Below are 21,966 nucleotides of genomic sequence, written 5' to 3'. Positions count from 1 at the left end.
TTTATTTAACAACCGCCCCGCTGACGGGTAATTCACCGTCAATGGTGATCAGCTTTAACACATCTTCGGTTGAAGCACAAAGCAACATTCCCTGGGATTCGATGCCCCTGATTTTTGCCGGTTTCAGGTTTGCAACGATGACGATCGTTTTCCCTACAACATCTGCCGGCGAATAATATTGTGCAATCCCGGCAACGAGCTGGCGTTTTTCGTCACCGACTTCAATTTGCAGTTTAAGCAATTTATCAGCATTCTCAATTTTTTCCGCCGCCAGAACTTTTGCGGTGCGCAGTTTTACATTCATCACGTCGTCGTAGGTAATGATGCCCTCAACCTTTTCTTTCTCTCCGTGGGGCGGAATTACCGCCTCTTCCAGACGCTGCGTTGCACTCACAACGCCTCCCTGCGAGTCCTGTCTGCTTTGCGCAGACTGGAAAGTCTGCGCCGCCTTTTCAACCTCAACACGCGGAAACAGCGCGTCAATTTTTTCTACCGGCGTTCCGGCAGCGATAACGCCGAAGATACGAAGCTGATCGAGCGCCGGTTTTCCGAGTCCGAACGCCGCGCGCAGGGCGCTCAAGCGTTCCGGCATAATCGGATACAGCAGTGCCGCACAGACGCGCAAACTTTCGGCGGCGAGTGCAAGTGTAATTCCAACCGCGTTTGCATTACCGGTTTTTGCGAGTGACCACGGCTGCCTGATTTCAAAATACTGATTTACTTTGCGCACGGCGGCGAGCACCGCCGCAACGCCGGAATTCAACCGCATCGTGTCGATGGAGTTTTCTATTTCGTCCACTGCCTGCTGGACGGTGTCCCACAGTTCTTTTTCCGGCGCGCCGGCCAGAGCATTTGCTCCCACTGCCGGAAATTTTCCATCGCAGTAGCGGCCAAGCATATTAATTGTACGGCTGACCAAATTTCCAAGATCGTTCGCCAGATCGCTGTTGTAGCGCCGGACAAAGGCGTCCTCGGTAAATGATGCGTCCTGCCCGAGTGTCATTTCGGCAATGAGAAAATAGCGGAAAGCGTCCGTGCCGTAGCGGTCAATCATCTCCATTGGATTGATGACATTGCCAAGGCTCTTGCTCATTTTCGTGCGGCCGGTGAGCCACCAGCCGTGTGCAAAAACAGTTTTCGGCAGTTCAATGTTCATGGCTTTGAGCATTGTCGGCCAGTAAACAGTATGCGTGGTAAGAATGTCTTTGCCGATGAGCTGAATCGACGCCGGCCACCAGCGGTTGAATTTTTCATTATCGCGTTTATAGCCGATCGTGCTGATATAATTGAGCAGTGCGTCAAACCAGACATACGTTACAAAATCTTTGTCGAACGGCAGTTCAATGCCCCACGATAAGCGCGATTTCGGGCGTGAAATACAGAGGTCCTGCAGTTTTTTATTTTTGAGAAATCCAAGTGTTTCATTAGCACGGAAATCGGGCTGAATAAATTCCGGATGCGTTTCGATGTATTCGATAAGCCAGTCCTGATATTTACTCATCCGGAAAAAATAGTTGGTTTCTTTAATCGGCTCGACTGTGCGGCTGCATTCCGGGCATTTATTTTCAACCAGATCACGCTCGGTGAAAAAACGTTCGCACGGCACACAATACCAGCCTTCATATTCGGCGCGGTAAATTTCATCACGGTCGTACAGGTCTTGCAGCACTTCCGTGACAATTTCTTTATGACGGGATTCAGTGGTACGGATAAAATCATCATTTGTAATTTCGAGGCGCTTCCACAGTTCCTGGAAACGGACAACCGTGCTGTCTGCCTGCTCCTGCGGCGTCAGCCTGTTTTTTTCGGCGGCCTGCTGAACTTTCTGTCCGTGTTCATCGGTGCCGGTAAGAAACCAGGCGGGAATGCCGAGCATGCGGTGATAATTAGCAAGCACGTCGGCAAGAATAGTGGTGTACGCGTGGCCGATGTGCGGCTGATCATTCACATAATAAATCGGTGTTGTAACGTAATAGGTTTTTTCTTTCATATACCACTCTTCAATTTTTACACGATCCTGAATACAGAGCATGCCCTCTCAATCTATGCTTTTATTCGTGTCCGAGCGTGGCTTCTTCATCCATTTCTATCTGCGTACTCTACGGTTTTCGACTAGAATGTATACCGGATTCCGGCGCTCAGCTCAAAATCGTTTTTTTCAATATCATCGCTGTCCGGATCGTTATCATATTCATTCAGCATCGTCAGTGTCAGACTGAAATGCCGGTTGATCTTATTATTAATTCCGGCACGCACTGTCATACGGAAATCCCGGGATTCGTCCAGATTCTGCAGAAACTCCGAATTAAACCAGCAGTCCAGATTTTCTGTAATTTTCCAGGTGAGCCGGTGCGCGATGCGCCAGTCCACCGAGTTTTCCGATTCCAACTCCCTTTTTTCATGGAAATAAACGACACCGGTACTGATATCGAGGCCCAACTCCTTCGTATCAAAAAAATAATGACCAACCCCCGGACCGCCTTGAATACGATAGCGAATGTCCCTCATATCATCGTGCTGAACATTCATGGTGGCAGACGCAAACCATTTTTCAGTGATCAGCCGGCGCAATTCGGCGGCGGCTTCATTTTTTGCTTCGCTCCGCTTATCATTCGTTTTCCGGTAACGCCCATCGAAACGCGTCATACAGCGGTAAAGCGTCTCATTTTTATATTCAAAAACCCCGCCATACCGGAATGAATCTTCATCCGTATTGCCGTTTTTCATTGTAAATCCGCCGTAAAGATTTGCATTCCAGTTGCGCTGTTTTTCCGGGACATTGCCGCATACAGCGCCGGAAAACAGTGCCAGCGTAAGAATAATTAATTTGGATTTATATCGACTCATCAAACCGCTTTTCAAACTCATAAAAACAGCGCGCGATTATATCCTGCGCCGCTCCGACTGCAAGAAAATGAGAAAATCAATGCACATCATATTCCCATGAAGGATGATGTGCTCTAATTCGTGTGATGCGCTGAAGATATTCAAAAAAATCCACCGGCCGTTTGGAGCAGGTGCGGCGGGATTTCGCGAACGAAACGGGAAGGTTCGTAAGGAATAATGCTGCCGTCGCGATTGCGCCGGATTTCGGGACAGCAAAGGAAAAGCCGGTCTTCGGCGCGTGTGGTGGCCACGTAAAACAGCCGGCGTTCTTCCGCTTCGCCGTCGATCTGTTCAGTTGATCTTTTACTCGGAAAACAATCTTCGTTGAGCCAGATAATGAAAACTGCTTTCCACTCCAGTCCTTTGGCCTGATGCACGGTGCTGAGCCGCAATCCGTCCTGCGCCGCAAGCGCGTGATCATCTTCGGCATCGAGATTTGATAGCAGCGCCATTTCACTTAAAAATGCGGCGCAGTTTTCAAAGCGCGCAGTGAAGTCGATTAAGCTGTCGAGGTCCTCCTGCCGGTGTTTAGCATTTTCAAATGTTTCAATCATGTATCCGGAATAGAACGCCTTATTAAACCGGTAAATAATTTCGCCGGGATCGTCACAAAGTGTTTCAGCTTCGCAGGCGAGAAACACCGGCTGAATTTCTTTCCAGATTGAAACTGCGACGGCCGGCAGAGCGGCAAGCAGCTGCGCATGAGCCTCCGCTTTGCGCGCTTCAAATTTAGAGCCGAGTTTTTTCCAGATTTTATCGGCAGTTTTCGGCCCGAGTCTCGGAAACATTTCAAGCAGGCGTTTAAATGCAAGTTCATCCGCCGGGTTTTCGAGCAGACGCAACACGGTGCAAACATCTTTGATGTGCGCCTGCTCGAAAAAGCGGATACCGGATGTGACCTGATATGGGAAGCGCGCGTGCGTGAGCGCAAGCTGCAGTTCCATTGCGTGAAAATGCGAGCGGTACAATACCGCGATGTCGGAAAGTTTTGTTCCTGCACGCCGGAGCTGATCAACTTTAGAAATAACATAACGCGCCTGTTCATCGCCGTCGCGCAGCATGGCAAGTGTCGGTTCTGCGATACTTTCACGCACGGCGCGCAGCTCTTTCTGAAACTGCTGCAGGTTGCCTTTGATGCATTCGTTCGCAACATCGAGGATTTCCGGTGTGCTGCGATAATTTATTTCGAGTTTATACGTTTTGGCATCGGGATAACGTTCAGGAAACGAAAGAAAATTTTTATAATCGGCGCCGCGCCAGGAATAAATGCTTTGGAAATCGTCGCCAACCACCATTAAATTCCGGTGTTTCGCCGCGAGCAGATGAATCCACTCCGCCTGAATTGTATTTGTGTCCTGATATTCATCGACGAGTACATATTGAAAACGTTCCTGAAAATGTTCGCGCACCGGCGTTGAGGTTTGGAAAAGTTTGAGGACGTAAAACAGCAGATCGTCGAAATCCATGACGTTCAGCTCTTTTTTGCGCTTCACATAATGCGCGTGCAAATCGAGTACATCATCGATATTTATTTGAATTGGCTTTGGTGTGTCCTTAAACCAATCATACGAAACGTCTTCAAGCGGTTTTTGCGAACCGGAGGCGAGTCCGAACAGACTCAGCAGAACCTGCGGTTTCGGGAAATGCTTGTCTGCCAAATCAAGATCGTCGATACAATTTTTCACCAGCTTTTTTGCGTCATCCTGATCGAGAATCGTGTAGTCATTGCCGAATCCGATTTGCGGGGCGTACTGCCGCAAAATCCGGTTGGCCAGATGATGGAATGTCCCACCGAGAATTCCGCTAACTGCGCCGCCGGTGAGCGCTTCGGCGCGGTCAAGCATTTCGCGTGCGGCTTTATTGGTGAACGTTAAAAGAAGAATGCGGTTCGGATCGACGCCCTGCTGAATCAGCCATGCGACACGGTAAACGAGCGTACGCGTTTTGCCGGTGCCGGCGGCGGCAATGACCAGCGCCGGGCCGTCCGGCGCACTGACAGCGGCGTACTGTTCTTCGTTGAGTTCGCCGGAGAAATCAAAATCGCCTGTTCTATTATCAATCATGATATGAATATGCCTTAGTAGTTTTATATCTTCCAGTCCGTAAAGAAAAATCCGGCTGACCCTGGAAATCCTGCAGAGAAAAATATGTTATTCTCATGTGCCTGCATGCGGTGAAAATGCCGCGCAAATTTACGAAAAGTTTGTGTTTATAAATTTTAAAACATGATGTTTTCAGGATATTCCCATAAAAAAATTGGAAATTATGGCTCATTATTCTAATTTCTGCGCAAATGGTCGAAGATTTATTGAACATTAAAATTTCCGCGATAAACTCATATCAGAGTTCATTACTGGCTTGAGGATATGCTATGACGATGATGCGGTTAAAAACTGTAGAAATAATATTTTGTGTAATTCTGGTTGTGCTGGGCGTGTTAACATTTCTCGCTGAGAAAGAATTACGGGTTGCGACATTCTGTACATGGATGTTTTTCTCATCGTTTTCTTTCATTCTTGCCGTGGTTGCCCTGATTGATCCGGGGCGGAAACTCTGGGCAGGCATTCTGCTGTTTCTTTCCACATCACCGGTGCTGATGTGTATCGGGCGGTTTATTCTGTTCAGGATGCACCGGTGAAACTCTCCGTTACTGCGGCGGCAGTACGCCTTCGCTGACGAGCTGAGCATCCATTTCCGGCGTGAGCGGGATCGGCAGCGGCGGCAGACCTTGTCGAATGGCATCCATCTGAACGTTTTCAAGATGTTTGCGGAGTGCTTCGCCGGTCAGGCGCGGCTGCGGGGGCTCTTCCGGTTTTTTTTGCTCCTCAATGCGCTGCAGTAACGCTTTCCGGCGTTCAGTATAGGATTTCTGCCGCGAAGTCTGTTCAGATTTGGATACCTGCTGCGGCGTACCGGCTTCGAGTTTAAAAAGCACAACCTCACTGCCGCGCTTAAGCATGGCTTCGGAAGCGATGATGTCGGCTTCAATTAATTCAAGCCCTTCCTGCGGTTCTCCGACTGCGAGGATGTAGCTTTTTTTATTGGCGTCATCCACAATGCCGACCCGCACCGAACCGTCGCCGCTTTCGAACAGCATCGAGAGCCGCATATTCCGCGCAAACGATTGTTCCGCCGGCACAATGGCGAGATCTCCCTCAAGCGGCATATCACCGAACGGATGTTTATCGAGAATGATTTGATAACGGTCAAAACTTTGCATCGCCGCCGGACCGGCAAGCGCGGCGGCAAATGAAATTAGAATGACCGGCGATACTTTCACGTTCAGGACTATCCGTTCTTGTTTAATTTTTGTCAAATCCGTACTCTTTTTCGTATGAAAACTCAACGACGAAGCATTTTATATATTTTAATTCCGGCAGCGGCGGTTTTCATCGCGCTGGCCGCGCCGGCGCAGCAGCCGCACCGGATTGCCGTGCTGGTCAATGAAAATTCTCAGGATTCGAAGCATGCGGCAAATGTGTTTGCCGGCCTGCATGGCGTACCGGGCGTGAATCTGATTTACCTTGATCTTCCGGCGGCACTTTCCGGCGGCAAGGCGGAATGCACGCCGGAGGAGTTTCAAACGCTGATTTTTGATCCGGCGCAACAAATGATTAAAGAGCGCGGACTGGATAAACAGATTGTGGCGTGGGTCTATTCGGTGGATTTTCCAATCCGGATTTTAACGTCAGCGAACGACCGGCAGCAGATGTCATTAATGGGAATTACGTTTATGCGCGGCCGGGTTCCGGCGGTGGAAATGGTTGAAAAAGGCCTGTTTGCCTCAAAACTTTTTGCCGGACCGATGCAGGCCGGCGAACCGAAAAATCCGCCGCGTTCATTTGACAGTATGAAAGCGGGGTTGAAAGACGAAATGCCCCTGCCGTCGATGATGCTCGGTTACACCGGCGAACAAGGCAGCGGTATGGAGGTTGTTCTGCGGTGCATTACGAACGGCGTGCTGGCGCGCCGGCACGGCGCGAGCCCGAAAATTCTTTTGAATGCCACCGATGACACCGCGCGCTCCGCGCCGCGCGAATGGCAGTTTGCCGACGTTAAAGCAGAGCTGGCAATGCGTGCGAATGTCGTAGTTTCCACCAACACACCGGCGGCGCCTCAAACTGATCTGATGGGTGTGATGACAGGCATGGAACATGTAACACCGGCGGCATTTGGAACGTTTGTGCCCGGTGCGATGGCGGAACATCTGACAAGCTGGGCAGCGCAGTTTCAAAAACCGCAAACCAAATGCACGGCATGGCTCGACGCCGGTGCCACCGTAACCGCCGGCACCGTGACCGAACCGTATAATGTATGGCTGAAATTTCCGCATGCACGTTTTTTCACACATTACGCTGCCGGCTGCACTGCAATGGAAAGTTTTTTTCAATCCATTTTCAGTCCCGTTCAAATTCTGCTGCTCGGCGATCCGCTGTCGCAAATAACCGGACTGCCGGTGGAGATTAAAACTGTCGGACTGAGTAAAATGCCGATTCAAAGCAGTCTTGACGCCGCATTTGTTGCGCAGGCCAAATTCCCGCTGCCGATTTCTAAACCGCTTTTCAGCGCTGCATTGAACGGCGTAGAAATTAAGCCGGTCGAAGATAATGCTCTAATCGACCTCCCTTTCAAAGACATGGCTGACGGTTATCATGAAGTGCGCATTATCGCACAGGCGCCTCTGCCGACAACGCCCGGCGGTTATCGCGATATTCCAGTTTATATTAATAAAAAAGGCCGCGCGGTGAAAATCAGTGATTTGGCTGATGCCGGCGGTGGAATGATAAAAGTCCGGGTCGCTCCGGCCGGCGAAGAACAGCCAAAAGAAATTGCACTGCTATGGAACGGACGTGAACTCGACCGCAAGCCGTATGCCGCTGACATTGAGCTCCTTTTCGCCGAGAAAACTATCGGGGAAGGTCCGCACCGGATTCAGGCGGTCGCAATTTATGAGGACGGGATGAAGGTTCGCAGCGAGCCGCAGGGATTTGGCATTGCGTTTAACACGAAATCTGACAATTGAATATGATGCTTCTGTAATGAAAATGAGATGGATTTCAAACAGTCCCGATGAAACCCGGCGGATTGCCGGTGAGTTTTTTCAAGCACTGAACTTCCCCGCAAGGATTGCGCTGCACGGGAATCTCGGCGCCGGGAAAACCTGTTTTGCGCAGGGACTTGCGCTGGCGGCCGGCATCCATGAACCCGTATGCAGCCCGACGTATACACTGATTGCTGAATACACCGGTGATATCTCATTTGTTCACATTGACCTTTACCGGCTTTCCGGACCGGAAGAGGCGCTCGATCTCGGACTTGATGAAATTATAGATTCTGCCGGAATCACTGTCGTTGAGTGGCCGGAACGCGGCGCTGAACTTTTACCGGAAAATACAATCCATCTAAGAATTGCCCGCGGCGGAAATTCAGATCAACGGATCATTTCGATTGTAGAAAATTCATTTCGATTGTAAAAGATTTACTATGGTAGTCCTTGGAATAGAATGTTCGTCGCGGCAAGGCAGCGTTGCTCTGCTTGACGGCGATAAACTGCTGGCAGAAAAAACCGGGATTGCCGATCGCATCCGGCACAACGTTATTTTTGATGCGCTTGAAGAGATCCGCACCGGCAGCGGAATTCAGTATGCCGATATTTCACTGTATGCTGTCGGACGCGGTCCCGGTTCGTTTTCAGGTATGCGCATGAGTTTCGCCATCGCACAATCGCTCGCACTGCCGGATAAAAAGGAAGTCCGTGCTGTCAGCAGCGGCGCAGCGCTGGCGTATCGGGTGGCGCAGACATTCCTGTCTGCGCACGAGCAGACCGGAAAGTCTGCTCCACAGCAAATCGCTGTCGCCGGCGACGCACGCCGCGGGCAAATCTGGCTCGGAATGTTTCATGTGGACGCAGCGTCCTCGCCGGATGTGCAATTCATTGACGATTGGAAACTGATCCCGTACGAAGAGGCTGCCATTCCGGATGGTACGGTTGTTACCAGTCCGGAAGCGGAACGGCTGGAAAAAATATTTCCGGCGATCGGTGCTCCGGAGTTTCCGCACGCACGCGACGTTGCCCTGCTCGCACAAAAAATATCTGAACCGCCCGAACCGCTGTACATGCACCCGGCGGTTTTTAGTGAACCGAAATATGCAGTTGAAAAAACAGTTTAAACAGATTTTGTCCGGAACAGTTTTTACGGCGGGAGTTTCCTCTGCCCTGGTTGTCCCTGACAATACAGTTGCAACGAATTCACCGGGTGCCGCCGGAGCAGCCTATAATCTGAATTGGAATTATACCTATTATTATAAATCCTGTTCTGCATCTGCTGTTGCTTCAAACTGGATTGTAACCGCCGGACACGTTGCGGATGATGGCGGAACAGGAAACCTCACGGTTGACGGCGAGATATACACTCAAAAAGAAATTGTATTCCACCCGACCGCCGATCTTGCACTCGTTCGATACGATAAAACTTTTCCCGGATTTTATCCGCTGTATACCGGAACATTTCCGACGACAAGCTTCTTGAAAAAATCAGCGGTTATCACCGGCTACGGGTATAACGGAACGACTCACACAACAAACTGGACTGCCGGCAGCTCCGGGCGCGGGGAACGGCGGTGGGGTACACAGAAAATTGAGGGGAATTATCAATGGCCGGTGACCAATGGCACATTTGTAAGCCAATCGATCATTATGTATTTTAACTCTTCTGATACACCTTATGAGTGCGGCTATGCCGTCGGCGATTCCGGCGGCGGCATCTTTATTAAAGATGGCGGGACATGGAAGATTGCCGGCATTAATACATATACCGCAACACGGTATGCCCAATACGACACATTGCTGGCGACATCGATTCCGGCCTATGCCGGTTGGATTAATTCAGTGATCGACCCTCTGGCGGATTACGACGGCGACGGAATTCCGAACGGCTGGGAATCGCAATACAGTTCATCAATTACCGGTCTGGTCGCAGCCGCGGATACTGACGGCGATGGATATTCAAATTTAAAAGAATATCTTGAAGGTACGGATCCGACTGATCCGGAGTCGTATTTTAAAATTGACAGTTTTGAGGCGGGTGATTTGCAGACAGTGTATTTTTACGGCAATCCGGCACGGCAATACTGGTTGACGTCGGTGAGCGATTTGCTCAACACAAACTGGCTGGCAGCATCGCCGGTGTTCCCCGGCACCGGCTCGAACTCTTCTATTACAGTGACAAACTCCGGCGCTGCCGGCTTCTATCGCCTGAATGTTTCTTTGCCGTAAACATCGATGAGGCTGGAAACCTTGCCTGCTTTCTGATTAATATCCGGTGAAAATATGAATTTTGATATCAATGTTGAACTGGGTGAACGGTCGTATCCGTTGCAGATCGGCTACGGCAATCTGGATTTAATCGGGCGTGAATGTGCCGCCGCCGGATTAACGGGGCCGTGCCTGCTGGTGACGGATGAACATGTCGCACCGCTGTATCTTGACCGCGTTGTTAAATCGCTCGGTACCATGAATATTTTCCCGGCGCTTGAAATTTTTCCGGCGGGTGAATCCATCAAGAGCCAGGAAAGTTTATTTAAGCTCTACAACATTGCAGCGGAATACGGCATCGACCGCAACGGCTTTTTGATCGCACTCGGCGGCGGCGTAATCGGCGATTTAACCGGATATGCCGCCGCAAGCTGGCTGCGCGGAATCCGGTTTATTCAGGTACCGACCACACTGCTGGCAATGGTTGACAGCTCCGTCGGCGGTAAAACCGGCATCAACATTCCGGCAGGTAAAAATCTTGTCGGCGCATTTCACCAGCCGGAATTTGTTCTGATGGATGTCTGCACGCTCAACTCGCTGCCCCCGCGCGAATTCGCCGCCGGAATGGCGGAAGTTGTAAAATACGGCATCATTCGGGATGCCGGTTTATTTGCTGATCTTGAGGCGGGCGTAGCACATGCGGATCTGGGAAAAATCATTGCTCGCTGCTGCGAAATTAAAGCCGATATCGTCCGGCAGGATGAACGTGAAGGCGGATTGCGCGGAATTTTAAATTTCGGCCATACTCTCGCGCATGCCATCGAAAACGTTGCCGGTTACGGAGCTGTTCTGCACGGTGAAGCGGTGGCAATCGGTATGGTATATGCCGCGCGCCTCGCCGCCGCGCTCAACGGATTTTCAGCTGCAGATGCGGAACGGATTGAAAAGCTGCTCGCATCTCTGTCACTGCCGGTAAAAACGCCGGAACTGCGCTGGCCGAAAGTTCGCGGCGTGATGCGCGCCGATAAAAAATCTGTAAACGGCAGTCCGCGGTTTGTGCTGCCGGATAAAATCGGACATGTAGATTTCGGTTGTGAAGTTCCCGACGAACTGCTGAAGGAGGTTTGGTATGGCATCCGTGAATGACCAGATTGTACGGGAATATTTTGAATCGCTCGGTTTTCTCGTCATCCAGCCGAATAAACATCAGGTGGTTGCACGGCATAAACTTGATGTTGAGGAAATTGATCTGCTGATTGCTCATCCCACCGCACCGGCGTCCGCCGTGATACCGGAAAAAATGCTCTGGGGTGCGCCGGAATTAAGTAAAGTGCCGCGCGCCGTTGTCAGTATTCGCGGCTGGCACACAGACCGCTTCAGTCCGGCTGTCCTTAAAAAAAATCCTGATATTTTCCGGTTCACCGAACTGCCGGTGATGCGCCAAGCGCGCAAAATTCTCGGCCCCGGAAATATCGCCGCGATTCTGTGTCTTTCTGATCTGAGCGCCGCCGCCGCGCCGCAGGAGGAAACGCTTGCGATGATGCGCGCAAACGGAATCGACGGCGTCATTTTATTCCGCACGATCATGCTCGAATTAATTTCCAGCGTTGATGTTTCTAAAAACTACGAAAAGTCCGATCTGCTCCAAACTCTGCGTATTCTCAAAAACTATGATCTGCTTAAAGATCCGCAGCTTAATCTGTTTGAAAAACGCCGGCGAACCAGACGCAGCTAGAGCATATTTGTTGTTACTGTGCGAAGCAGAGTTGGGCCTCAAAATCATTTTTTGACTCATGGAGCCGGCGGCAGTATCGATACTGCTGCTCTCGCCACCGGTTTTTCAGCAGAAACACATCAATAATCAGCCGGCACAAAACTGTTTGAGTGTTTTTCTGATTCGCGCAATCACTTTTTCTTTGCCGAGAATTGCCAACACATGCGCGAGTTCGGGGCCGGACGGCTGACCGGATACGGCGATGCGCAGCGGCGGCATGACGTCGCCGAATTTTAATCCGCTGCTTTCAACAAACTGATGCAGCGCTGCGTCAATGTTTCCGGCGCCGAATTCCGGCAGTGATTCAAGCAATGCAATGATCTGTTCGAGAATTCCGGCGGCGGAACTGTTTATCTTTTTTTGCACCGCTTTTTCATCGTATTCGTAATCGTCACGGAAAAAATATTCTGTTGCTCCGGTAATTTCCGCTGGCAGTTTGATGCGCTCCTGCATCAATGCAAAAACTGCGGTGGAGTTTTCGTCCGGCGCAATTCCGGCGGCGGAAAGTTCGCGCCGGCAGATTGCCGCAAAATCCGCCGGCGGCAGTGCGCGGATATATTCGCCGTTCATCCAGAGCATTTTCCGCATATCCATCTGCGCCGGCGATGAGCGTACGGTTGATAAATCGAATGCAGCGGCCATTTCGTCGCGCGACATCACTTCACGTCCGTCGCCGGGCGACCAGCCAAGCAGCGCGAGATAGTTGAACAGCGCGGCGGGCAGAAATCCGTTGGTTTTGAAATCGCCGACAAATGCATCGCCGTCGCGTTTCGAATACGGCCTGCCCTGTGCGTTCACAATCATCGGCAGGTGCGCAAACTGCGGCACCGGCGCACCGAGCGCACGATACAGGGCAATGTGCCGGAATGTGTTTTCAACATGATCGTCGCCGCGAATAACGTGCGTGATGCCCTGCTCTATATCGTCGAGCACGTTGGCAAGATGAAACACCGGCGTTCCGTTAGAGCGCACAATGACGAAATCCGCCATATCCGCCGCCGGTTTTTTCAAATGCCCTTTTACAATGTCAGTAAACTCCATATCCGTGCCGGGCATTTTAAACAGGACGCAACCGGCGCGTTCGCCGGCAGTTTCTTCGTAGGCATATCCGGCTTCAATCAGTTTTTGCGCGCCGGCAATATGCGCCTGTCTGCGCATCGTCTGATACAGCGGCGCTTCATCAAAATTCAGTCCCAGCCATTCCATGGCATCCAGCAGCGTTTGAATCGCTTCCGGCGTTGAGCGTTCAATATCGGTATCTTCGACGCGCAGCAAAAACTGTCCGCCGGTGTGGCGTGCAAACAGCCAGTTAAAAATTGCGGCGCGGATGTTGCCAATATGCACATGACCGGTCGGACTCGGCGCAAAGCGGGTTCTGGTTTTCATAAGCAGCGGAGTTTAAAGGTCGTAAGTCTGAAAGTCAAAAGCTTGAAAGTCGAAAATTTAGAACTGTATCAGTCGCAATCAGATCAGACAGTCAGGCAGAAAAATATTACCCCTGTCGGGGTCAAAAAAAATAACACCCGCCGGCCTGGATGCCGGAATGAACAGGAATAACAGAGATGAGAGTAAATGATAAAATGATCACCAGGCTTGGATTGCTCAGTCTAGCGGCAGAGCACCGCGGCGAGCGGAGCGCACTGCCTGCGCCACATGACCAAAAGCATCCGGCGACATCTGGAGAGAATTCCCCGGCTACTGAGGACGGATATCTGAGCAACGCCTCTCAAGAAAAGTTTAATAATAAAATCGGATGGCTGATGAGACAGGCGTACAGATACCGCGCCGAGTATCTGAAAATCTACGGCCTGCCCGATCTCGCAACGCAAAGGCAGTTCTGAGACGCTCTTCCGTGACGAACCGTTTTTTCATAACAAACTGATTTCTGCCGTAAAAATTTGTTTATGCCGTCCAGGCTTGATAACGTGCCGGCATGAAAAAAATTATGTTTTTTGATGCAAAGCCGTACGACCGTGAATCGTTTAACCGTGCAAATGAGCGCTATGGCTTTCAGTTAAAATATATCAATAACCGGCTGACAAAAGATACGGTGTCGCTCGCAGCGGGTTATGATGCAGTCTGTGCATTTGTAAACGATGAAATTTCAGCAGACGTACTGCAATCGCTGCATCAGAACGGGATCCGTCTGATTGCTATGCGCAGTGCCGGCTACAATAATGTGGATCTGGAAACGGCATATGAAAGGATTCATGTGGTGCGCGTGCCGGCCTATTCGCCGTACGCCGTTGCTGAACATGCTGCCGCCATGATTCTTTCGCTGAACCGGAAAATTTACCGGTCGTTTATTCGCACGCGCGACAGTAATTTTTCGCTGAACGGCCTGCTCGGATTTGATCTCAATGGCAAAACCGCCGGCGTGATCGGCACCGGACGTATCGGGCAGATTCTTGTAAAAATTCTGCAGGGGTTCGGCATGCGTGTGCTGGTGTATGATGTATTCCCGAATAAGGAATGGGCGGCAAACGCCGGCGCGGATTATGTCTCGCTCGACGAACTTTATAGAGAGTCTGATATCATCAGTCTGCATTGTCCGCTGACCAAAGAAACAAAACACCTGATTAACGCCGAAAGCCTTGGAAAAATGAAACAGGGTGTGATGCTCATTAACACCAGTCGCGGCGGACTGATTAAAACAAAGGATCTGATTAATGCGTTGAAATCGCAAAAAATCGGTTGCGCCGGGCTCGATGTCTACGAAGAGGAGGATCAATATTTCTTCGAAGATCATTCCAGTGAAATCCTGACCGATGATGTCCTCGCGCGCCTGTTGACATTTCCAAACGTGCTCGTCACGGCGCATCAGGCATTTTTCACTCGAGAGGCGCTTGAAAACATCGCCGAAACAACGCTGCATAACATCCGGGATTATTTCGACAATAAACCGCTTCTAAATGAGATCTGTTACCGTTGCGAAAAGCCGGAATGCCTGCATAAAAAAACCGGACGCTGTTTTTGAAAAACAAAACTCTGCTCAACTGAATTTTCCAAGAAAGCGGACTTCAGGAATAAGCTCGATATTAAATTTTTGTTTTACGGCGCCGGCCATTTTTTCAACGAGCTGATGAACATCGTCGGCAGTGCAGGTTGAATCGGCAATGATGATGTTGGCATGCTTTTCATAAATGTATGCGCCGCCGGTTTTCATGCCGCAGACGCCGGACTGCGCCAGAAACCAGCCGGCGGCTTTCCGGCGCCCATCTGCCGATAATCCGGAGGTGGGTTCGACATTACGAAAAACACTTCCGGCGCACGGCGTTGTGCGCCAGTCGGGGTGGTGCGTACGCCGGAATTCTAAAATCCGCGCACGTTCTGAAATTAGAAATTCTCTTTCTGCCGGCGGCAGTTCGAACGTGGCGGACAGAATGACACCGGCGGTTTTTTTAAGTTTCGAATGGCGATAGGAAAATTCGAGTCCGGAGTTAAAAACGGTGTGAATTTCACCGGCAGTGTCGAGCAGTTCAACGGAAATGAGGTGATCACCAAGTGCGCGGCCGAATGCACCGGCATTGCCGGCAATGCCTCCGCCGACAGTGCCGGGGATGCCGGCACAGTAAGATATATCGCCGGCGTTTTTTTCGATGGTATAACGTACGAAATCGTCAAGCAGTGTATTGCCGGCAACTGTAATCTGTTTCCCGGCAATGAACATTTCCGGCACTTCTGAGCAGAAGCGGATTACGGCACAATCGAGTCCGGCATCGGAAATCACGAGATTAGACCCCTGCCCGATGATGATGAACGGCATTCCGGCGCGGTTAAGCAGCTGAATAATTTCCGGCAGCTCAGCGGCGGCAGGGTTATTGATAAAGAGCGGACATGAACCGCCAAGCCGGAAGGTGGTGAATTCACGCAACGGTTGAGTTTTGCGCACATCCAGTGTCGGAAATTTTTTCTGAATTTCTAAATAACAATTCATGCGAGGACATTAACCGCGCAGAGACGCAAAGAAAATAGAAATTCTTAACCGCGATTCGAAGGACGACACGGCGAATGCCGGGCAGCAAAGCAGCAATGAACGCGAATAAAAAAGAATATTTTTTACCGTGGATCATGCTGATATAAGCGGATGGAAAAAGAGATTTTTTAACCACGAAAAACACAAGATACACAAAAACAAATCAGCAATTGGCAATCAGAAATCTACAATGCTATTAATCCTGTCAAAAAATCTCAATTTCCTCTGTTATCTCTGTGTAAAAAATCCGTTTTCATCCGTGTTATCCGCGATTAAATAAATGTAAGATGATTTTATGAAAACGATTTTATCGAAAGATAATGCAAAACTAAAACGGTTGCGCATGCTGCTGAAATCAAAAAAAGCGCGGCAGGAATCGTCGTGTTTTTTAATTGAGAGCGTGCGTGCGCTGTCAGTATTTTCCGGCGCCGGAATCCTGCCGCAATACCAATTAAAAGAAGTCTGGATCTCGAATCAAACGGATGTGACAGGGATTCCAGCGGTACCGGAGGTGTACCGGATCCCGCACGAATTCATGGAACAGTTGTCGGATTGTAAAACATCGCAGGGAGTGCTGGGTGTGGTTGAGTTTTCCGGCGTGCCGTTTACAGAATTTCCGGTACACGGAAATTTTCTGCTGGCTGATCATATTACAGATCCGGGGAACCTCGGCACACTGATCCGCACAGCAGCGGCATTCGGATTTAGCGGAATTTTCTTATACGGCGATACGGTGGAAATTTTTAATCCGAAAACTGTCCGTGCAACAATGGGTACACTGCCGCTGATGCCGCACTGGACGGTCGATGCCGGAATTTTTGATTTAATACATTCCGGAGGCTATGAACTGCTGTCCACCGTAGTGAGCGGCGGTGAAGAGTTGAGCACCATGACGTTCGGTGAAAAAAATGTACTGGCGGTCGGCAGCGAGGCACGCGGTGTTTCGCCAGAAGTTCTGCGGCATGCGGCACGCGGAATTTCCATCCCGATGTCACCGGCGGTGGAATCATTGAATGCGGCGGTCGCCGGCGGGGTCTGTATGTTCGCTATGCAACAGAACTTGCGATAAACGGCTGCGCGGACTATCATTGGCAGTAATTTTAACAGAGAAAGGAATCCCGGATGACAAAAGTTAGGCAGCTCCTCGAAGCAAAAGGCGGCGACTTGATCACCGTCAGTCCTGAATCGTCTGTGCGCGATGCGATTGCAAAAATGGCGCAGAAATCTGCCGGCACGGCGCTGGTCATGGAGGACGGCAAACTGGCGGGAATTCTTTCTGAGCGCGATTTTATCCGTAAGGTTTATTTAAAAAACAAAGACGGTGCCGAAGTGAAAGTCAGCGATATTATGTCTGCTGATCTTACCACAGTAACGCCGGACACCGGACTTGAAAACTGTATGGAATCGATGACAGAAAAACGCATCCGCCATCTACCGGTAATTGAAAACGAACAGGTTGTAGGGATCATTTCTATCGGTGACATCGTGAAATTCACCATACAGGAAAAAGAATTTCTCATTAAAAACCTGCAAAGCTACATTGCCGGCTTCGGTCTATAACTAATTCAAATGCAGCAAATAGTGGATACTGCGATATTGGATGTGACATCTAACGTATCCAATCTGCCCGTTTTACTGAGCCTCGCCTGCCGCGCTTGCTATGCGCGGCGCGGCGGAGTGTGTTATATTACTTTTTTGGCGCTGGGCACATGAAAACAGCAAGGATTCCGGCAGCAGATATCGCCGCCGGCGAATACACTCGCCGCGAATTACAAACACCGGCACTGGCGGTTTGATTTGTTTTGCCGTCTGTCCATCGGGGTTTTGCCTCAAAATCATATAGAAACCGTGCGGTCTTTGACAAATTAACTGTTGACGCACACAGCTGCACAACATACAGTTCTGCACTTTTGTTTTTCTGGAAAAAGAGAGAACTCATTATGAATTTTGAATATCTGACTAAAGCGGAAGAGAAAATCGGCAGTATTCCTACGCTGGTGAACCTTGTTTCTTATCGTACCCGCCAGTTGAACCGCGGTGAGCGCCCGATGGTAAAGCCGGATCATCCGGAGCAGGACAACCATGATATCGTCCTTAAAGAAATCGTTGAGGGCAAGCTGACGGTCGAAATGGGCGTTACGCCGGTTGATTTCAGTTCTTCGTATGATACGTTCGATGAAGGACCGGATATTATTTTATAAGCACGAAATCCGAATTTAGAAATTCGAAACAAATTTGAATTTAGAAAATTGTTTCGTGCTGCGGGTTTTTAATTTCGAATTTTTAAATTTCATGTCTTCTAAAAAGCAGGAATCCCGGGGCGCATCCGGCGTGTTAACCACAAACCGGAAGGCTTTTCGGGATTTTTTTGTACTGGAAAAATTTGAAGCCGGAATTGAACTGCGAGGTACCGAAGTGAAATCTATCCGGCAGGGACACGTCCGGATCGATGAAGCTTATGTCAATCTGACTAATGGACAGGCAGAACTGCTGCAAATGACAGTTCAACCGTATGATCACGGCAATGTATTCAATCACAGCCCGGCCCGTCCGCGCCGGCTGCTACTGCATAAACGTGAAATTATCCGGTTGCAAAGCAAAGTGAACGAAAAGGGACTGACGGTTGTTCCGCTTAAAGTTTATTTAAAAGGCGGCCGCGTGAAAATCGAGATTGCGCTGTGCAAAGGCAAAGATACAGTAGATAAGCGCGAAACGCTCAAGCAAAAAACTGCTGACCTTGAAGCCAGACGTGCCATGCGCCGGCACTAACATATTTAAAATTACATTTCTCCCGCCCCGTGGTATTTCTTAGGCGTGAACGTAAATCTGTCAGCGCTTTTTTCTGCTCTGAAAAATAATCATTGCCGGCTGCCGTCTATGCCGCCGGCGGCGCAGGCATATTTGGGAACAGCGCTGCAAAAAAACAGATTCCGGCAGCAGCTTTGGATTGCCGATTCGCTGCCGTCACTCGAAAAACTTGCCGAAAGTTTCCGGACGCTGGCTCCGGATATGCCAATTTTCACCCTGCCTCCATTTGATAAAGATGATATGGATGCGCACAGTGCACGCCTCGAAACCGTACGGTCTCTCGAACAGAAAAATGACGCGCACACTTTTATAATTATCACGGTTGAACCCTGTTTATCAGGGACATTCCCGTATCTCGGTAATCCCGTAAAACTTTCGCACAATTCGCATATTTCTCCCGATGAAGTCGCCGCGCAGCTTGAAGCATCCGGCTACAATTTCGGCATTGAAGTCTATGCCAAAGGCGACGCCGCACGACGCGGCGGAATACTTGATGTCTGGCCGCCGCTCTTTCCCCTGCCCGTCCGCATTGAATTTTTCGGCAACGACGTTGAAAGCATTCGCACATTCGATCCAGAATCACAGCGCTCGATTGAAAAAACAGATGCGATTGAACTCCTGCCGCTCAATGCCGAGGGAACCATTCCATTCGCACAGCTTCTGCCGGAAAACACCGTTTATATTTTCAGCAATGTAGACGCGGCCTCCTCGCCGCATCCCGCGATTTTCATCGGCGATGTCACCAGCAGCGCAATTGATACCGGCCTCGGTTTTTATGACACCCATCTGAAACCCGTCAGCGAACTGAATACGCCGGACAGGCTCGAACAGCAGCGCAAGCTCTTTTTCGATTCGCTCGAAAAACTCGCCAGGAACAACTGGCGTATCGACATCTACATGGAAACGCCCGGCGCACTTGATCGCCTCAAAGAGGCGTATTTTGGTTCAGAGTTCGGAGTTCAGAGTTCAGAATTAAAAAATCGAAAATCGGAAATCAGGAATCGGAAATTCGCAATCCAGCTGCACGTTGGATTGCTGCACGGCAGCTTTATTTCCAAACACGAAAACCGCCTCTTCATCACCGAGGCGGATATTTACGGCTATGCCGCCAAAACTGCGCACGTCCGGCGCAATAAAAAACAGCAGCAGATTTCCGGCATGCGCATTGCAGAATGGGCGGATATTCAGCCCGGCGAGCTGGTTGTACATGTCGATCACGGCATCGGCAGATACATGGGTCTCGTCGAAATGGAAATGTCCGGGCGCCGGCAGGAGATGTTGCTTATTGAATACGCCGCCGGAGCACGTATGTATCTGCCGACCGCACAGGCGCACCTGCTCACGCGCTACGTTGGACTCGGCAACGCTGCGCCGGCGTTGCACAGCTTAAAAGGACACCGCTGGCAGAACGAACGTAAATCGGCGCAGGACGCCATTGAAGATTTAGCGGCGGCGCTGCTCGAAACACAGGCCGCGCGCGCACTCAAAAAAGGAGTTTCGTGCCGACCGGATACACACTGGCAGAACGAGTTTGAAAATGCGTTTCCATATCTGGAAACACCGGACCAGCTTGCCGCCATCAACGCAGTAAAAGCCGATCTCGAATCTGAACAGCCGATGGACCGTTTAATTTGCGGCGATGCCGGGTACGGCAAAACCGAAGTCGCGATGCGCGCCGCATTTAAAATGGTAATGGAAGGCAGGCAGGTTGCCCTGCTCGTCCCGACTACTATCCTTGCGCAGCAGCATTTTGACACCTTTTCCGAACGCATGGCCGCCTACCCCGTCCGCATCGAAATGCTCAGCCGATTCCGCACTAAACAGCAGCAGAACGAATCCATCGCGCGGTTGCGCGCCGGCGTGGCGCACATCGCCATCGGCACACACCGGCTCGTTTCAAAAGATGTTCAGTTTGCTGATCTCGGACTCGTGATCATTGACGAAGAGCAGCGCTTCGGCGTGCGCGCCAAAGAACATTTAAAACTGTTGCGGCAGCAGGTGGATGTGTTAACACTCAGTGCCACGCCGATTCCGCGCACATTGTACATGAGCCTGACCGGCGCGCGCGATATGAGCATTATTCAAACGCCGCCGCAGGAACGTCAGCCCGTCGAAACCATCGTGCTTGAATACCATGACGACATCGTCACCGAGGCCATCCGCCATGAACTCGCGCGCGACGGGCAGGTTTTCTATCTGCACAACCGCGTACAATCCATTGGTAATGTCACCGCCGGAATTCAAAAACTCGTCCCTGAAGCACGCATTGAATTTGCTCACGGACAGATGAATGAGCGTGAACTCTCTGAGGTCATGCACCGCTTCGTGCGCGGACTGTTCGATGTACTGGTCTGTACCACCATTGTTGAAAGCGGCGTCGATATTCCGCGCGTTAATACAATCATCATTGACCATGCCGATCGTTTCGGACTCGCCGAGCTTTATCAGCTGCGCGGGCGCGTCGGCCGCGCGCGGCAAAAAGCCTACGCCTTCCTGTTGCTGCCGCCCGGCGGAATTCTCACCGACGACTCGCGCCGGCGCATCGAAGCGCTCAAAAAATATACCGGGTACGGCACCGGGTTTCGCATCGCCATGCGCGACCTTGAAATACGCGGCGCCGGCAATCTGCTCGGCGCACAGCAAAGCGGACACATCGCCGCCATCGGATTCGATTTATACTGTCAACTGCTTAAGCGCAGCGTCGCGCGCCTGCAGGGGGAAAAAATTCCGCCGATCATCGATGTCTCTGTCGACCTTGATTTTCTCGACCGCTCGCCGGCAACCGGCGATCCGCACAATGCCGCCTACATCCCATACAGCTACATTGATGACGAAAATATGCGCGTCAAACTTTATGGGCGCGTCGCGTCGCTTGCCACCGAACATGAGGTCCGCGAACTGAAAAAGGAGTTTGCCGACCGTTTCGGCAGATTGCCGGCAGCGGTTCATCATCTGTTTGAAATCGCGCGCATCCGGATTGCCGCCGCGCGCGCCGGAATTCAATCCATCCGCGTCAGCGAAGAACGTATTGTCATTATGCGGAACGGCAAAGCCGTCATGCCCAATAATCTCTATCCCCGCCTCAAAGCCAAGACCACTTCCGCTCGTCTCAAAGAAATTCTGGCACTGGTTCGGCATAGCTGATAATCAAAAATGATGAAAGGGAATTTCTGTTTTTCGAAAGAAGCGTTTGCATGAGATCGTGTGAAAAAATCATGTTTTTAGTTGCAGGTAAATTTGTTTCGTACCATAAACTTTGTTTCAATT

General features: G+C 50.6%; 20 protein-coding genes. 14 read left to right on the top strand and 6 right to left on the bottom strand.

Going from position 1 to position 21,966, the window contains the following annotated elements:
• Position 1: 1 nt before the first annotated feature.
• The 3 genes from metG to WC959_06925 form a co-directional block, all read right to left on the bottom strand.
• On the bottom strand, positions 2-2,032 hold the full coding sequence (gene metG, locus WC959_06935) for a methionine--tRNA ligase (GenBank protein MFA5688864.1): 2,031 nt from the start codon (positions 2,030-2,032) through the stop codon (positions 2-4).
• An 80-nt stretch (positions 2,033-2,112) separates the two neighbouring features.
• Positions 2,113-2,847 (bottom strand): DUF481 domain-containing protein, encoded by a 735-nt coding sequence (locus WC959_06930; protein ID MFA5688863.1) that lies wholly within the window; start codon positions 2,845-2,847, stop codon positions 2,113-2,115.
• A 140-nt stretch (positions 2,848-2,987) separates the two neighbouring features.
• Complete coding sequence (locus tag WC959_06925; protein ID MFA5688862.1) at positions 2,988-4,949, bottom strand: ATP-dependent helicase; 1,962 nt, start codon at positions 4,947-4,949, stop codon at positions 2,988-2,990.
• A 314-nt stretch (positions 4,950-5,263) separates the two neighbouring features.
• On the opposite strand from WC959_06925, the gene WC959_06920 reads away from it, so the two are divergent.
• Positions 5,264-5,524: a hypothetical protein gene (locus tag WC959_06920; protein ID MFA5688861.1), complete on the top strand. Its 261-nt coding sequence runs from the start codon at positions 5,264-5,266 to the stop codon at positions 5,522-5,524.
• Positions 5,525-5,533: 9 nt separating this feature from the next.
• Here WC959_06920 and WC959_06915 read toward each other — a convergent pair whose 3' ends face one another.
• Positions 5,534-6,166 carry a hypothetical protein gene (locus WC959_06915; GenBank protein ID MFA5688860.1) on the bottom strand — a complete coding sequence of 211 codons (633 nt, stop codon included), beginning with the start codon at positions 6,164-6,166 and terminating at the stop codon, positions 5,534-5,536.
• A gap of 54 nt (positions 6,167-6,220) precedes the next feature.
• Between WC959_06915 and WC959_06910 the strand changes: the two genes are divergently transcribed.
• From WC959_06910 to WC959_06885, 6 genes are read left to right on the top strand one after another with little or no spacing between them, the layout of a single operon-like run.
• The gene (locus WC959_06910; protein MFA5688859.1) at positions 6,221-7,909 is read left to right on the top strand and encodes a TIGR03790 family protein; all 1,689 of its coding nucleotides are present in this window, start codon (positions 6,221-6,223) and stop codon (positions 7,907-7,909) included.
• Positions 7,910-7,931: 22 nt separating this feature from the next.
• Entirely contained in the window at positions 7,932-8,360 is a 429-nt protein-coding gene (gene tsaE / locus WC959_06905) for a tRNA (adenosine(37)-N6)-threonylcarbamoyltransferase complex ATPase subunit type 1 TsaE (protein MFA5688858.1), read from the top strand.
• Between the two features lie 10 nt (positions 8,361-8,370).
• Positions 8,371-9,057, top strand: coding sequence for a tRNA (adenosine(37)-N6)-threonylcarbamoyltransferase complex dimerization subunit type 1 TsaB (gene tsaB / locus WC959_06900; protein ID MFA5688857.1), 687 nt, complete (start codon positions 8,371-8,373; stop codon positions 9,055-9,057).
• Positions 9,023-10,162: a trypsin-like serine protease gene (locus WC959_06895; GenBank protein MFA5688856.1), complete on the top strand. Its 1,140-nt coding sequence runs from the start codon at positions 9,023-9,025 to the stop codon at positions 10,160-10,162. The genes tsaB and WC959_06895 overlap by 35 nt, the downstream gene beginning before the upstream one ends.
• A gap of 54 nt (positions 10,163-10,216) precedes the next feature.
• Positions 10,217-11,287 carry a 3-dehydroquinate synthase gene (gene aroB, locus WC959_06890; protein ID MFA5688855.1) on the top strand — a complete coding sequence of 357 codons (1,071 nt, stop codon included), beginning with the start codon at positions 10,217-10,219 and terminating at the stop codon, positions 11,285-11,287.
• Positions 11,271-11,876, top strand: a complete 606-nt coding sequence (locus tag WC959_06885; protein ID MFA5688854.1) for a hypothetical protein — start codon at positions 11,271-11,273, stop codon at positions 11,874-11,876. The genes aroB and WC959_06885 overlap by 17 nt, the downstream gene beginning before the upstream one ends.
• Before the next feature lie 126 nt (positions 11,877-12,002).
• On the opposite strand, the gene gltX is transcribed toward WC959_06885, so the two are convergent.
• Positions 12,003-13,301, bottom strand: coding sequence for a glutamate--tRNA ligase (gltX, locus tag WC959_06880; protein MFA5688853.1), 1,299 nt, complete (start codon positions 13,299-13,301; stop codon positions 12,003-12,005).
• Between the two features lie 176 nt (positions 13,302-13,477).
• Between gltX and WC959_06875 the strand changes: the two genes are divergently transcribed.
• Positions 13,478-13,756, top strand: coding sequence for a hypothetical protein (locus WC959_06875; protein ID MFA5688852.1), 279 nt, complete (start codon positions 13,478-13,480; stop codon positions 13,754-13,756).
• Positions 13,757-13,848: 92 nt separating this feature from the next.
• Positions 13,849-14,892: a 2-hydroxyacid dehydrogenase gene (locus WC959_06870; protein MFA5688851.1), complete on the top strand. Its 1,044-nt coding sequence runs from the start codon at positions 13,849-13,851 to the stop codon at positions 14,890-14,892.
• Between the two features lie 15 nt (positions 14,893-14,907).
• Here the strand turns inward: WC959_06870 and murB are convergent, their stop codons facing one another.
• Positions 14,908-15,852, bottom strand: a complete 945-nt coding sequence (murB, locus tag WC959_06865) for a UDP-N-acetylmuramate dehydrogenase (protein MFA5688850.1) — start codon at positions 15,850-15,852, stop codon at positions 14,908-14,910.
• A 334-nt stretch (positions 15,853-16,186) separates the two neighbouring features.
• Between murB and WC959_06860 the strand changes: the two genes are divergently transcribed.
• The 5 genes from WC959_06860 (at position 16,187) to mfd (ending at position 21,843) form a co-directional block, all read left to right on the top strand.
• A complete protein-coding gene (locus WC959_06860; protein MFA5688849.1) occupies positions 16,187-16,960 on the top strand; it encodes an RNA methyltransferase in 774 nt (257 codons plus the stop codon).
• 53 nt (positions 16,961-17,013) lie between these two features.
• Positions 17,014-17,451, top strand: a complete 438-nt coding sequence (locus WC959_06855) for a CBS domain-containing protein (protein ID MFA5688848.1) — start codon at positions 17,014-17,016, stop codon at positions 17,449-17,451.
• A gap of 380 nt (positions 17,452-17,831) precedes the next feature.
• Positions 17,832-18,092, top strand: a complete 261-nt coding sequence (locus WC959_06850; GenBank protein ID MFA5688847.1) for a DNA-directed RNA polymerase subunit omega — start codon at positions 17,832-17,834, stop codon at positions 18,090-18,092.
• A 91-nt stretch (positions 18,093-18,183) separates the two neighbouring features.
• The gene (smpB, locus tag WC959_06845; GenBank protein ID MFA5688846.1) at positions 18,184-18,660 is read left to right on the top strand and encodes an SsrA-binding protein SmpB; all 477 of its coding nucleotides are present in this window, start codon (positions 18,184-18,186) and stop codon (positions 18,658-18,660) included.
• A gap of 45 nt (positions 18,661-18,705) precedes the next feature.
• Positions 18,706-21,843, top strand: a complete 3,138-nt coding sequence (gene mfd / locus WC959_06840; protein ID MFA5688845.1) for a transcription-repair coupling factor — start codon at positions 18,706-18,708, stop codon at positions 21,841-21,843.
• The last annotated feature ends 123 nt before the right edge of the window (positions 21,844-21,966 follow it).

This window comes from Kiritimatiellales bacterium (assembly GCA_041656295.1).
Taxonomy (GTDB): domain Bacteria; phylum Verrucomicrobiota; class Kiritimatiellia; order Kiritimatiellales; family Tichowtungiaceae; genus Tichowtungia.
This window is presented reverse-complemented; position numbering and strand designations above follow the sequence as displayed.

What these genes read in the sequence shown, in the direction of transcription:
- metG (MFA5688864.1), bottom strand. Translation starts at nt 2,032, where the DNA reads ATGCTCTGTATTCAGGATCGTGTAAAAATTGAAGAGTGGTATATGAAA.
- WC959_06930 (MFA5688863.1), bottom strand. Translation starts at nt 2,847, where the DNA reads ATGAGTCGATATAAATCCAAATTAATTATTCTTACGCTGGCACTGTTT.
- WC959_06925 (MFA5688862.1), bottom strand. Translation starts at nt 4,949, where the DNA reads ATGATTGATAATAGAACAGGCGATTTTGATTTCTCCGGCGAACTCAAC.
- WC959_06920 (MFA5688861.1), top strand. Translation starts at nt 5,264, where the DNA reads ATGATGCGGTTAAAAACTGTAGAAATAATATTTTGTGTAATTCTGGTT.
- WC959_06910 (MFA5688859.1), top strand. Translation starts at nt 6,221, where the DNA reads ATGAAAACTCAACGACGAAGCATTTTATATATTTTAATTCCGGCAGCG.
- tsaE (MFA5688858.1), top strand. Translation starts at nt 7,932, where the DNA reads ATGAGATGGATTTCAAACAGTCCCGATGAAACCCGGCGGATTGCCGGT.
- tsaB (MFA5688857.1), top strand. Translation starts at nt 8,371, where the DNA reads ATGGTAGTCCTTGGAATAGAATGTTCGTCGCGGCAAGGCAGCGTTGCT.
- aroB (MFA5688855.1), top strand. Translation starts at nt 10,217, where the DNA reads ATGAATTTTGATATCAATGTTGAACTGGGTGAACGGTCGTATCCGTTG.
- WC959_06885 (MFA5688854.1), top strand. Translation starts at nt 11,271, where the DNA reads ATGGCATCCGTGAATGACCAGATTGTACGGGAATATTTTGAATCGCTC.
- gltX (MFA5688853.1), bottom strand. Translation starts at nt 13,301, where the DNA reads ATGAAAACCAGAACCCGCTTTGCGCCGAGTCCGACCGGTCATGTGCAT.
- WC959_06875 (MFA5688852.1), top strand. Translation starts at nt 13,478, where the DNA reads ATGAGAGTAAATGATAAAATGATCACCAGGCTTGGATTGCTCAGTCTA.
- WC959_06870 (MFA5688851.1), top strand. Translation starts at nt 13,849, where the DNA reads ATGAAAAAAATTATGTTTTTTGATGCAAAGCCGTACGACCGTGAATCG.
- murB (MFA5688850.1), bottom strand. Translation starts at nt 15,852, where the DNA reads ATGAATTGTTATTTAGAAATTCAGAAAAAATTTCCGACACTGGATGTG.
- WC959_06860 (MFA5688849.1), top strand. Translation starts at nt 16,187, where the DNA reads ATGAAAACGATTTTATCGAAAGATAATGCAAAACTAAAACGGTTGCGC.
- WC959_06855 (MFA5688848.1), top strand. Translation starts at nt 17,014, where the DNA reads ATGACAAAAGTTAGGCAGCTCCTCGAAGCAAAAGGCGGCGACTTGATC.
- WC959_06850 (MFA5688847.1), top strand. Translation starts at nt 17,832, where the DNA reads ATGAATTTTGAATATCTGACTAAAGCGGAAGAGAAAATCGGCAGTATT.
- smpB (MFA5688846.1), top strand. Translation starts at nt 18,184, where the DNA reads ATGTCTTCTAAAAAGCAGGAATCCCGGGGCGCATCCGGCGTGTTAACC.